The 12463-nt window shown below is 52.8% G+C and carries 10 protein-coding genes and 1 pseudogene; all 11 read right to left on the bottom strand.

Annotated elements, in window-relative coordinates:
- Position 1: 1 nt before the first annotated feature.
- On the bottom strand, positions 2–313 hold the full coding sequence (locus H6A20_RS04975) for an STAS domain-containing protein (RefSeq protein ID WP_204906046.1): 312 nt from the start codon (positions 311–313) through the stop codon (positions 2–4).
- Positions 314–406: 93 nt separating this feature from the next.
- On the bottom strand, positions 407–1789 hold the full coding sequence (locus H6A20_RS04970; RefSeq protein WP_204906045.1) for a tetratricopeptide repeat protein: 1383 nt from the start codon (positions 1787–1789) through the stop codon (positions 407–409).
- A 13-nt stretch (positions 1790–1802) separates the two neighbouring features.
- Positions 1803–1946: a hypothetical protein gene (locus H6A20_RS04965; RefSeq protein ID WP_164488608.1), complete on the bottom strand. Its 144-nt coding sequence runs from the start codon at positions 1944–1946 to the stop codon at positions 1803–1805.
- Positions 1940–3265: a bifunctional folylpolyglutamate synthase/dihydrofolate synthase gene (locus H6A20_RS04960; protein ID WP_204906044.1), complete on the bottom strand. Its 1326-nt coding sequence runs from the start codon at positions 3263–3265 to the stop codon at positions 1940–1942. The genes H6A20_RS04965 and H6A20_RS04960 overlap by 7 nt, the downstream gene beginning before the upstream one ends.
- 1 nt (position 3266) lies before the next feature.
- Complete coding sequence (locus tag H6A20_RS04955; protein ID WP_204906043.1) at positions 3267–5480, bottom strand: LTA synthase family protein; 2214 nt, start codon at positions 5478–5480, stop codon at positions 3267–3269.
- A 58-nt stretch (positions 5481–5538) separates the two neighbouring features.
- Entirely contained in the window at positions 5539–8199 is a 2661-nt protein-coding gene (locus H6A20_RS04950; protein WP_204906042.1) for a valine--tRNA ligase, read from the bottom strand.
- Positions 8200–8396: 197 nt separating this feature from the next.
- Positions 8397–8522 (bottom strand): hypothetical protein, encoded by a 126-nt coding sequence (locus tag H6A20_RS13715; RefSeq protein WP_275952116.1) that lies wholly within the window; start codon positions 8520–8522, stop codon positions 8397–8399.
- 80 nt (positions 8523–8602) lie between these two features.
- Positions 8603–8989 (bottom strand): macro domain-containing protein, encoded by a 387-nt coding sequence (locus H6A20_RS04945; RefSeq protein ID WP_204906041.1) that lies wholly within the window; start codon positions 8987–8989, stop codon positions 8603–8605.
- Entirely contained in the window at positions 8907–9800 is an 894-nt protein-coding gene (locus H6A20_RS04940) for a recombinase zinc ribbon domain-containing protein (RefSeq protein ID WP_338106596.1), read from the bottom strand. The genes H6A20_RS04945 and H6A20_RS04940 overlap by 83 nt, the downstream gene beginning before the upstream one ends.
- 15 nt (positions 9801–9815) lie before the next feature.
- A pseudogene (locus H6A20_RS13875) lies at positions 9816–10121 on the bottom strand (recombinase family protein); the annotation flags it as partial.
- 113 nt (positions 10122–10234) lie between these two features.
- Entirely contained in the window at positions 10235–12457 is a 2223-nt protein-coding gene (locus tag H6A20_RS04935) for an ABC transporter permease (protein WP_204906039.1), read from the bottom strand.
- Positions 12458–12463 lie beyond the last annotated feature (6 nt).

The raw sequence follows: 12463 nt of genomic DNA, 5'->3' as shown, positions 1-12463 counted from the left end.
GCTATTTATCCTCCTCATAGATCTGCATTATCTTCATCACGCCCGACATGGTGAGGATCTTCTTCATCCTCTCGCTCGCGTGCACGGCGCACACTTCTCCCCCCATCATGTACACCTTGCGGTAGCGCCCCATGATGACTCCGATCCCCGAGCTGTCCATAAAGCCGGTGTCCGCAAAGTCAAAGATGACGTAGCGGATATGCTCCCTGTCGATGAGCCGGTCCGCCTCCCTCCGGATCTCCTCCGCATTGTGGTGGTCCACATCTTCCGGCAGGAAGATGGTGAGACAGTTCTCCTGTACCTGATACTTCAATTCTGATTCCTCCTATCTGACAAAAAAAGAAGGACATGCCGTTTCGCATATCCTTCTCTTTTGTATCCTTTTCTATTGTCCGGGACGCGGATCCTACTCCCACTCGTCCCAGCTCTCCTCCTCATACCAGCCGTCCTCATCGTCCCACGTATCTTCCTCCCCGCTGTCCTGCTGCGGGTCTGCCGTGGTATCGATATCCGGGTATTCCGTCTGCACCCGCTCGGTCCAGGAGGCCGCATTCTGTGTATCGCCGGACGCTTCGTAGGACCGGGCCAAAAGCCACATGGCCTGGCCGTCGTCGTAGCCCGCGTTCATCTGCATCACGGTGTTCAGGTTCGCGATGGCGTCCGCGTAGTTGGCCGCGTCGTAGTTCTCCAGCGCCGTGTAGTAGAGCGTCTCGCAATACCGGTCATAGATCTCCCCCGTCATGGTGTCATACTGCTCCCGTCCCAGGGTTCCCAGGGAATCCGGGTTGACCTTCAGAAGTTCCTCCACCATGGCGGAATCGCTCATGTCAGACGCCAGATAATGGTCGTACATGTTCATGATGATCTCATAGCTGTCCTTCGTGGAAGCCGCCGCCTGCTGCGCGCTCTGCGTCGCCTCGCTGTCGGCGCGGTAGCTCTCCAGCTCCGTCTGCAGGGCGCTGATCTGCGCCTTCTGCTCCGCGATCTGGTTGCTGAACTCCCGTGCCTCCTGGTTCGTCTTCCTGGCGGTGGAGCTGTTCACCGCCGGCATAATCAGGAACCACATGAACGCCACGCCCACCAGGAGCCCGATCACAATGTTCACGATGGTCATGAGGCCGGCATTCTCCTTCATCCCGCCGGAGGCCGGCTGGATGATCGTCTCGTTTCCGATGTTGTATGTGACCGTCTGGGGCTTCTCCTTCTTCCCCTCCTTCTCGGCCTGCCGCACGGCCCTGTTCCTGCGCAGCTCATTCATCTCGTGCATGTAGCGCAGGGTGATGTCGTTGGTCGTGTCAAGCCTGTGGGCCTCCCTGAGAGTGTGCCGCGCCTTCCCGTACTGCTCCGTGTGGAGGTACAGAAGGGACAAAAGCTGCCAGGCCTTCAGGAAGGATGGGTGCTCCGCCACCACCTTCTTCAGTTGGATGACAGCCAGGTCCTCCCCGTCCTGGTAACAGTAGGCAAGGCTCTGGTTGAACTTGCGGATCGCCTGGTTCACCTGCTCCAGCTCTGTCGGATTCTCCTGCAGTTTCTTGATATAATAATTGGCGATGTTCTCATGGGACTGGAAGTTCTTGCTGAGGATCCACTCCACGAGCGCCTCCCCGACCTCTCCCCGCCCGTAGTAGACAAGCCCGAGAAGATTTCTCGCCGCGATGTTTTCCCTGTTATACTGAAGGCTCTTCTTCAGGGACGTGACCGCTCCGGACATATCCCTGATCCTGGCCCTCTTTAGACCGTCGTTGTACCAGTAGTTGGACTGATACACCAGTTTCTGTGTATACTCCATATAAACCCCGTATCTATTTGCTGTTGTTTGTCTGCTCGATCATCTCCCGCAGGATATCACTCATATCCGTCAGATCTTCCTGATATACCGCGTCCTCTATATCTTCCACTTCCACGCTTGGCTGGAATTTCTTCAGTTCCTCTTCATAGTTCAGCATCGATCTTTCAACCTCCTCTGTACGCAGTCTCCCTGCTCTGTCAGGATGCGCTTCAGCTCCCCGATCAGATAGAGGGATCCGAGACAGTAGATCCTGCGCCCGCGCCGGTTCGACACAGCGGCCGCAAGGGCGCGCGCCGGGTCCGGCTCCACCAGCACAGGGCTGTCTGTCCGCTCCCGGAAGATACGTCCCAGCTCCCGGGCCGGGACGCCCCTGGCGTCCTGGATCTGCGTTATGATATACAGTCCCGCCTTCACCCTGCCGCACAGGATGTCGGCTATCTTCTCATATTCCTTGTCCGACACGGCGGAAAACAGGAGCACCGGACTTTCTTCACCGAGCGCTTCCAGCGTGTCCGCAAATGCCTGCGCGGCTCCCGGATTGTGGGCCCCGTCCAGGAAGATCCCCGGACGGATCTCTTCCATCCGCCCCTCCCAGACGACAGACGCGAGGGCCTTCTTCCACACGGCCGGATCCCTCTCCCCCGCCTCCGGGAACAGGATCTCCAGCGCTGTCAGCGCAAGGGAGGCGTTCATGGCCTGGTACACGCCGCAGCCGCTGATCGTCCAAAGATCATTTCTATCATACGCACTGCCCCTGGAAAAAGCAATATGTTTCCTTGTAATTTCCCGGATTTCGTACGCATTTTTCCCAAGCTTTCTACACGCCGCATGCAGCCTGGCCGCCTGCTCTTCTATCACCTTCGCGGCGCGCGGGTCCGTCCCGTCGAACACGACGGGCACGCCCTCCCTGATGATGCCGGCCTTCTCTGCGGCGATCTCCTCCACCGTGTTCCCCAGGTACGCCGTGTGGTCCAGACTGATGGACGTGATGACGGTGACCGCCGGATGCGGCACCGCGCTGGTGGCGTCCAGCCGGCCGCCAAGCCCCGTCTCCAGGATGATATACTCCGCGCCGGCCCGCCCGAACGCCAGCATGGCCATGCCGAAGAGAAATTCAAAATAGGAAGGATGGGACAGCCCTTCCTCTGCCATCCCATCCACTGTCTCCTTCACCTGCCGGAAGACGGCGAGAAACTCTTCGTCCCCGATCTCATCATCCCCGATCACGATCCGCTCGTTCAGCCGGATCAGATGGGGGGATGTAAAAAAGCCGGTCCGCTTTCCCATCGCCAGGAGCACGGCGCGCATGTAGGCGCACACGGAGCCTTTCCCGTTGGTCCCCGCCACGTGGATCACCTGGCTGTCCGCCCCGGGATTGCCCAGTCTTGCCAGGAAATCCGCCACGTAGGACAGGTCGTGCTTCTTCGTAAATCTCGGGATCCCTTCAATATAGGCCGCGGCCTCTTCATACGTCATATCACTCTTCCTCTTCCCCGTTCGCCACAACCCAGGATACGCCCTCCTGGTCCGCGCTTCCGGTGCCCGGCACCTCTGTGAGCGCACCGTCCTGGTACACATACTCGCAGGATGTCCGAAAGATCGTATTGCTGGATCCGACCTGGCTCACAGTCACCACATCGCCGTCCGCAAGCGTTGTCTCAGGCAGCTCGATCCTCGTGTTGTTGAGGAAGGTGCTCTTCTGCCGGTCCCCGTTCACATAGACCCTGCTGTTCTTCGTGAAGTTCTCCCCGTACAGGCTGTAGCCTTCATCCAGCTTGGGCACAAGGTCTGTGATCTTCACATCCTTCACGCCCATCTGCATATGCCCTTCCGTGATGGGCGGGTTGCCGTTGTAGACATACTGCTCCCCGTACATGATGTCGTACTGCAGAAGCTCCAGGTCGGCCAGATAGTTCTTCGTCTGCCTGCGCTCCTGATGGTAGTTGAACACTGTGCCGGAGTGGATGTCCAGCCGCTCCAGCACGTCCGCCATGATCTGGTAGGACGGGATGTTCCTGTCCTCCTTGGGAAGCCCGATGTTGTCCCAGATCACATAGTTTGTATTGTAGAGGTAGCGGCTCTTCAGATCCTCCGCCTCCAGTCCCATGGTCGGCAGATGGTCGCCGTAGAACACGATAACAGTCGGCTCGCCTCTCTCCTCGATGGCTTTCACCAGATCCCCGGCGAACTTGTCCATCTCGTACACCTGGTTCACGTAGTACTCCCACTTGTTCTTCAGGCCCTCGTCCTCGATCCCCTCCACTTTGATCCGCGGGTTCTCGATGATCTGCTCCTCCGGATAGTCCCCGTGTCCCTGCACGCTGACGCCGAACACAAAATCCTGCTGCTCAGTCGTATCCATGGCGTCCAGGATGTGCTGGATCAGGATCTCGTCCTTGGACCAGCCGTTCTCCGTTGTCTGCAGGATATTCATGAACTCCTTGCTCGTGAAGGAGTCAAATCCCATCTCATTGTACACCCTGGCCCTGCTGTAGAAGTTGCCGCCGTTGTTGTGGGCCGCGTGGGTGCCGTAGCCGAGGGCGGAGAAAGCTGTTGCCGCGCTCTCCGTGGGCTGGAACTTGACGATCGTCTTGTAGGGGTATTCCCCCGGTCCGAAGTAGCGCATATTCATGCCGGTGAGCACCTCAAACTCCGTGTTGGCCGTCCCGGCTCCCACGGACGGCACTTTGAAGTACCCGCTGGAATAGTTGTCAAACATGGCGTGGAGGTTGGGGCAGGCATCTTCCGAAGTCGTAAAGAACTCCGCCTCCTCCACATCAAAGTAGGACTCAAGCTGGATGAAGATCACATTGGGCAGGGCTTCCTTTGCCCGTCCCGTCTCGCACTTTGTGATCTCCCCGCCTCCGCTGATCTCCTCCATCGTCTCCTCGCTGTAGCCGTTTGGCTCGTCGATGCCCGTGTTGAACAGGCTGGCCATGAAGCAGTAGGGCAGCCCGTAGTCCTCGTAGGCAAAGGCAATGTTTCCGAAGTAGTTGGAGACGACCCGCTTGTCGAGCGCCGCCTGGGAGACGAAGGTATACGCCCCGAAGCAGGCCGCCACGCCCACGAGGGCCAGGATGCGGTGCATCTTTCCCTCGAACTGGCCGCCACGCCTCCACATGGACACGCTCCACACGATGACCGCCGCCAGGCCGATGATCACCAGCACAAGCTCCATCGGTTCAAAATAGTTGTTGATAAGCGCCAGCCCTTCTCCCGCCGCCTTCAGGTCCTGGGCGTTGAAAGGCGTCACGCGGACCATCAGCATGTAGCCGTTGGCCACGCCCAGCACAAGCCAGAGCACGCTGATGACAATGCGGGCGAACACGCGCCGCCGCACCAGGTACACCACGGTGAACGTCAGAAAGATCATGAACGCGTTGTACAGAAATACAAGCGGCGATCCCACCATATACTCCCACGCCTCAAACGCCGAGTGTCTGGATATGGCCTCGATCACGAAATTGATCAGGCAGGCCAGCAGGGCGTGGAACACCAGTGAAAAGCGGTTCATAAACGCATACACCGGCTTCATCTTCCGGGCGAAGGGCCCGTTGCGGCGGGCCTCCAGGATCCTCTCCCGGCGCTCTTTGCCCGCCCGGTGCCACTCGATGATATCCTCTTTTTTCAAATGCCGGATCCGGTGAAGCGTCCCTTTTACATCCGGCTTTTTCAAATGGATCTTTTTCATTGTCAACCCTTTCCTTTGATCGGTAAGGAGGCTGCGGTCCGAACGCTTCGCAGCGCTTCTATGCCATCTTCGCGCGCAGGGATGCCAGACGGTCCTTCACCTGCGCCATCATCTGCTCATATTTCTCCAGCTTCTCCCTCTCCTCCTGCACTTTGGCAGCGGGGGCTTTGCTTATGAATTTCTCATTGCCGAGCATGCCGTTCGAGCGGGCGATCTCCTTTGTCAGGCGGGCCTCCTCTTTCGTCAGGCGCTCGATCTCCTGGTCAAAGTCGATCATATCTTCCAGGGGCAGGTAGGCCGTCGCATCCGGGATCACCACAGACATGGCATCCTGCGGGATTCCCGCCTTATCCTGCTGCACGGTGAAGTCGGATGCCTTTGCCAGGCGGAGCACCGCGTCCTCCAGCATCCGGAAGCCGTCCAGGAGCTCCTGATCCTCGCTCACCACACAGATCTTGATCTTTCTGTCCGCAGGCACGTTCATCTCCGAGCGGATGTTCCGCACGCCGCCGGCCAGGAGCTTTACGTGCTCCACCACATTCTCCGCCTGGGGGAACTCCCACTCCTTCCTGTACACAGGCCAGTCAGACATCATCAGGGACTCCTCCTCCGGGATCAGCTTGCTGTAGATCTCCTCTGTCACGAAGGGCATGAACGGATGGAGCAGCTTCAGCGCGTTCTTCAGCACTTCCCGGAGCACCCACAGCGCCTTGTTCGCAGAGGCGGGATCCTCATCCGCGTCGTACATCCTCTGCTTGACGAACTCGATATACCAGTCGCAGAACTCGTCCCAGATAAAGTCATAGACTTTCTGAAGGGCGATGCCCAGCTCGAACTTGTCCATGTTCTCCGTCATTTCGCGGATCAGTGTATTGCATTTGGACAGGATCCAGCAGTCCGCGGGAAGCAGATCTGCAAGGTCCGGCTCCGTGATCTCTTTGCCTTCCATGTTCATGAGGATGAACCGGGATGCGTTCCACACTTTATTGGCAAAGTTCCGGCTCGCCTCCACTCTCTCGTTATAGAAGCGCATATCGTTGCCCGGCGCGTTGCCTGTCACCAGGGTCATGCGCAGGGCGTCCGCGCCGTACCTGTCGATGATCTCCAGCGGGTCGATGCCGTTCCCTAAGGATTTGCTCATCTTGCGGCCCAGGGAATCCCGCACAAGCCCGTGGATGAACACCGTGTGGAAGGGGCATTTCCCGGTGTGGGCGTATCCGGAGAACACCATGCGGATGACCCAGAAGAAGATGATGTCATAGCCGGTCACCAGCACGTCCGTGGGATAGAAGTAGTCGAAGTCCTCGCTCTTCTGCGGCCATCCCAGCGTGGAGAAGGGCCACAGGGCGGAACTGAACCAGGTGTCCAGCGTATCCTCATCCTGGGTGAAATGGGTGCAGCCGCACTTCGGGCATTTCTCCGGCATGCCTCTGGACACGACCACCTCCCCGCACTCGTCGCAGTAGTAGGCCGGGATCCGGTGTCCCCACCAGATCTGGCGGGAAATGCACCAGTCGCGGATGTTCTCCAGCCAGTGGAGATAGATCTTGTCAAACCGCTCCGGGACAAATTTCAGATCCCCGTTCCGGATCGCCTCGATGGCCGGCTTCGCGAGCTCGTCCATCTTTACGAACCACTGCTGCTTTACAAGGGGCTCCACCGTCGTGTGGCAGCGGTCATGGGTTCCTACGTTGTGGGAGTGGGGCTCCACCTTCACAAGGTATCCCTGCTCCTCCAGGTCCTTCACCATGGCCTCCCTGGCCTCGTAGCGGTCCATGCCCGCGTATTTGCCGCCGTACTGTTCATTGATGGTGGCGTCGTCGTTCATGACATTGATCTCCGGCAGGTTATGGCGCTTGCCCACCTCAAAGTCGTTGGGGTCGTGAGCCGGCGTGATCTTCACCGCTCCGGTCCCGAACTCCCGGTCCACGTAGTAGTCCGCCACGATGGGGATCTCCCGGTCTGTCAGGGGGAGCAGACATTTCTTCCCCACGAGGTCTTTGTATCTCTCGTCATCCGGGTGCACGGCGATGGCCGTGTCGCCCAGCATCGTCTCCGGACGCGTCGTCGCGATCTCCAGATACTGATCGGTCCCCACGATGGGGTACTTGATATGCCAGAAGTGTCCCTCCTGCTCCTCATGCTCCACCTCTGCGTCAGACAGGGACGTCTTGCAGACCGGGCACCAGTTGATGATCCTGGATCCCTTGTAGATATAGCCATTCTCGTACAGGCTGATGAACACTTCCTCCACGGCCCTGGAGCAGCCCTCGTCCATGGTGAACCGCTCCCTGTCCCAGTCGCAGGACACGCCCAGCTTCTTGAGCTGTCCCTCGATGGTGCCGGCGTACTCTTCCTTCCACTGCCAGGTCCGCTCCAGGAATTTCTCCCTGCCGAGTTCCTTCTTGTCGATGCCCTCCTCCTTGAGCTGGTTCGTCACCTTCACCTCTGTGGAGATGGCCGCGTGGTCTGTCCCCGGGATCCAGAGCGCGTTGTAGCCCTGCATCCTCTTGTAGCGGATGAGGATGTCCTGCAGCGTATTGTCGAGGGCATGCCCCATGTGCAGCTTGCCGGTGATGTTCGGAGGCGGCATAACCGTCGTAAAGGGCTTCCGGCTGCGGTCCACTTCCGCGTGAAAATACTTGCTCTCACACCACTTCTCATATAACTTTGATTCGATTTGTTTTGGATTGTAGGTCTTTTCCAGATTCTGGCTCATGTTGTTCCTCCTCATTGTCATCCTTCTGCATCATGCGCAGCACACCGGCTGCCGGGTGAAGGGGCAAAATATAAAAAATCACCCTTCACTCAATCGTAAAGGGCGAATCGATCTGTCCGCGGTACCACCTTTGTTTGTATCTCTTCTCCTGTTCTGTAACGTGAACGACTCCGTGATAGCCTACCTGCTGCCGCCATTCAGCCATCCGGCTCCGAAGCTACCTTCCGCAGTCTCATCTCCGGGCCGCCTCCCAGCCTGTGGACAGCCCTCTCTTGGGGAGCGGAAAACGCCTGCGTACTCCTCTTCTTCTCCGCCTTTTTCATAAACTATGGATAATCATAGCCAGACGATGCGGTTTTGTCAAGGAATTCCTGGAATTTTCACAAAGTCTTAAGAACTGCTTTTACTGAAAGAGCTTCTGATAGATATGCAGGTCCTCCTCCTTAAATACATCAAAGATGACCCTCTGTATAGCGGAGCCGGACAGATACCGGTCCGTCACGTCCACAGCGATCCGGGCCGCCAGCTTCCCCGGGAAATGGAATTCCCCCGTAGAGATGCAGCAGAATGCGATGGATTTCAGCCCGCTTTTCTCCGCCAGCTTCAGGCAGCTCCGGTAGCAGGAGGCCAGCTCCTCCTTCTGCCTCTCCGTCACCTGCTGTCCGACCACAGGACCCACTGTGTGGATCACATGGCGGGCGGGCAGGTTATATCCTTTCGTGATCTTCGCCCTGCCGGCAGGCTCCTCGTGCCCCTGGGCCTCCATGAGCTGCGCGCACTCGTTCCGCAACTGGATGCCGGCCGCCGAGTGGATGACATTTGCTATCCCTATCTCGATTACACATTTGGGGCTTACGGGTATCTGTCAAGAACTCAGGTGACAGATACCCTCCGACAAAAAAATCGTCGTACTTATCCTTTGGTGTCCCTTTCACAAAAATGTGACAGATCTGTTCGTTACCGTGATTTAAAATAATGATACGTTCAATCACAGTATTAAGCAAGGACAATTTTTCTTCATAAGCGCTGGACTCGATAAAAGCCGGAAAGCTGAAAATGATTTTTTTGATTTCTCCCAGCCCTTTAGCCGATTTGCTTTCAGAAGATTTTGCGTCCTCAAGCCTAACGATCAGATCCCTGGTTTTAGAAAGTTCTTCTGAGAGCTGCGATATGTCCGCTTGAATGAAACTGCGGATGTTTTCATCAGCTTCTCTCATGTTGCGAACCTGGGCAGCGATGTCGGCCTGTATCTTTTCCATTTTTGTTTTTGCAGAAGCAAGGTCGCGTTCATTGCTGTCAGAGCGAATTAAGCTCTCCATCTTCGTGTCCAGAATTTGAGTGTAATATACACTGGCTTCATCTGCTACGGTTGCCATTTTTTCAAGAACAAAGCTGTCCATTCTGTTTCCATCAATAGGTTTGAAAGTACAGCTCTTTTTATATCTCTGGTTTGGACACCCATACTTGAAGCGAGGTTGTCCGTTCGTCCAGCGATTGGACTCAGGAAATACGTTGAGTCGGTGTCCGCATATCGGACAATACAGGAGGCCGGATAATAGAGCGTTGGTCGCTCTATGGGGCCTGTTATATTTATCCTCAATGGCATCTAAGATTTCTTGGACCTCAACCCATTCTTTTCCTGGAATAAAGCCCTCATGCTTTCCAATAGACACAATCCATTCATCAATGGGTTTATCTGTATGGACCTGTGCAAACTTTGGCTCAATAAAGGTGCTATCCTCATCTTCCAGCTTTTCTTGTTCTGTTCGATTATAGACAGCTAAGCCATACGTTCCATCAAACTCTGATTGGTCTTTGCATATATTCCCGTTGCGCTCATAGAAATACTCATACGCATCCTGATCGGCTGTGCAGTAATTGGGATTTCGGGCAATATCCTTCAAGCTCAAAATGGTATGGTCTTTACCATTTTTATCCCTTCACAACGTTGAAGGCTATTATTTTTAAAAAAATAAGTAAAAGCTAAACATTCCAATTTTTATGTAACTTCACGTTTATCAATTTATAATAATATTTATTCTCGATTCCCTTTAAGACTTTCCACCATATCCACTTTGGAAACCTTACGTCTTAAAAGGAACAATGAACCAAAGTAACTGCAGCACACCAAAACAGCTGTATAAATAAAGCTCATCGGTGCCACATAAGCCTTGGGCAAAACGCCGATAAAATCAGCCAGGAAAACCATAAACCAGTTCGTCGAAGCAAATACCAACGGAATGCTCAGAAGAAATCCAATCGGTAATAAAATATGATTTACATTTAATACAATCTGATTAATCTGATTGTCCTTGTATCCTAATACCTTCAACATGGATATATTCGAACGGTTCTCTGATACCAACATGTTGACTGCTACATAAATAGATGCCACGCAGATGATTGCACCTATGCCAATCAGAAAATATACCATAACATTCATTTGGTTTGACATATTCTGAAATTGCTCTTTGGCATCAGCCTTTTTAATGGTTTGAATAATCTTAGAATCCGGAATATCCAGTTCTACATCGCTCATCACTACATTGCTGATATCTTCATCAATACTCATGATATTAGCAACATTTTCCCGGTTACTGAATAATGCATTCTGCATATCGTTATCGATAATTCCTGCAACGGTGATTTCAAACTCTTCCAAAGTCAGCTGATTGCAAAGTATCATTTTATCTCCGGTCTGAACATCCTGTAACATTGCCATTATACTGGTAATATAATATCCGTCATCAAGGCTAACATTATTTCCCTCAACATCCTTCAATTGCAAATATGGATTACTATCTGTTGTACCAATAATGCTGAACTGCTCACCTTCTCTATTCTCCATTGTAGACATAATTACCGGTTCGCCACCGTAGGGATCTCCTTCTACAAGTTCATTCAATACATACTGATATTCAAAGCTACCCATTTTATCAACCATGTTTTGCTTTGTGTTATCCATGGTATCCAAAAAGCTATATCCCAAAAGTGCAATATAACTTCCCAAGAAAATACCCAAAAGTACTACAAACGTTCTGGACGGGTTGCCAATCAAAGAACGCATTGCATACTTAATGCGGAAAGAAATCTTGTTTTTAACCAGCATATTTTTATAGTTTCTTTCACCCTGTTCTGAGTTTCCGTTTAAAAGAAGTACCGTATCTTTCTTTAATAATTTATTCACCGAATATATTGCCGCAAGCACATACATCACCGTAGGTACAACAATTGCTATCACCGCTGCTACGGGGGCAACCTGACACTCTATTCGCATGGGTTCATAATCCGCCAAACACACCTCTCCGAAAGGTTGTGCAAATATCATTGCAAAAATGACTGCAAAGATTCCGCCAAACAATCCGGGAATCATAGCAAAACCTGCATAATGGTGCATTAATTTACCCTTTTTATAACCAAGTGCAGTTAATGTACCGATTAATCTCTGTTCGGATTTTACTTTTCGATTGATAACAATGATTACAAGTACCACTACACTCAACGGCATAACTGCTAGAATAATATATGATATAGCGGTAAACATCTCCGCCTGCATTTTTACCATGTCAATTCGCATATTTTCCTGTTCAGATATGTAGGTGCGCATATAATAATTTTCATTGATTGCCTTACGGAAATCAGCCTGATTATCTTCCTCATAACGGACAAGATACATACAATTATCGCCACCGATATGCTCATACTCCTCATCGGTCACATAAGCAAGATAAAAGGTGGTGACATTTTTATAAGAATCCCCTTCATTCTGAAGCATATATAAATAATCCGGTCTCTGGAAAAATCCGGTTATGGTATACGCCTTATCCCCAATTGTTATTTGGTCCCCCAAGGAAATTTTGTTAAAGACAGCATACCCTTCGGAAATAATAATCTCGTCATTTAACGCTACATCTTCTCCTTCTGTCACGCTGTAAAGATTGATTTCATTTGTCTTCTTAAAAACTCTGGCAGTCACACCATCAGTCTCAATATTGCTGTAATACTGTGCTTCTAAGTTTACCGAATAGTCTTCTTCCAGCTCTTCTATTTCCGTTTCTGAAATCGGCAGATATGTTGAAAAATTGGCATGTTCAAGATTCTGTGTTTCAAAAAAATCATCACCGAACTCCCATATTGCACTACCAGCAATATTCATCATAAAAAACAGGAACAATGTCATTATCGTTAAAATCGTCGAAGAAACATAAAACGATAAATTGCTTTTAATACTCCGAGAATATCTTTTATTTAACTTCATAATCGT

Source organism: Mordavella massiliensis, assembly GCF_016901695.1.
Lineage (GTDB): Bacteria > Bacillota > Clostridia > Lachnospirales > Lachnospiraceae > Claveliimonas > Claveliimonas massiliensis_A.
Note: the sequence above shows the minus strand (reverse complement) of the source record. Positions and strands in the feature narration are given on the sequence as shown.

Bases quoted from the DNA above. Each gene is read 5' to 3' on its own strand.
- H6A20_RS04935 (WP_204906039.1), bottom strand. From the start codon at position 12,457: ATGAAGTTAAATAAAAGATATTCTCGGAGTATTAAAAGCAATTTATCG.
- H6A20_RS04965 (WP_164488608.1), bottom strand. From the start codon at position 1,946: ATGCTGAACTATGAAGAGGAACTGAAGAAATTCCAGCCAAGCGTGGAA.
- H6A20_RS04950 (WP_204906042.1), bottom strand. From the start codon at position 8,199: ATGAGCCAGAATCTGGAAAAGACCTACAATCCAAAACAAATCGAATCA.
- H6A20_RS13715 (WP_275952116.1), bottom strand. From the start codon at position 8,522: ATGAAAAAGGCGGAGAAGAAGAGGAGTACGCAGGCGTTTTCCGCTCCC.
- H6A20_RS04960 (WP_204906044.1), bottom strand. From the start codon at position 3,265: ATGACGTATGAAGAGGCCGCGGCCTATATTGAAGGGATCCCGAGATTT.
- H6A20_RS04955 (WP_204906043.1), bottom strand. From the start codon at position 5,480: ATGAAAAAGATCCATTTGAAAAAGCCGGATGTAAAAGGGACGCTTCAC.
- H6A20_RS04970 (WP_204906045.1), bottom strand. From the start codon at position 1,789: ATGGAGTATACACAGAAACTGGTGTATCAGTCCAACTACTGGTACAAC.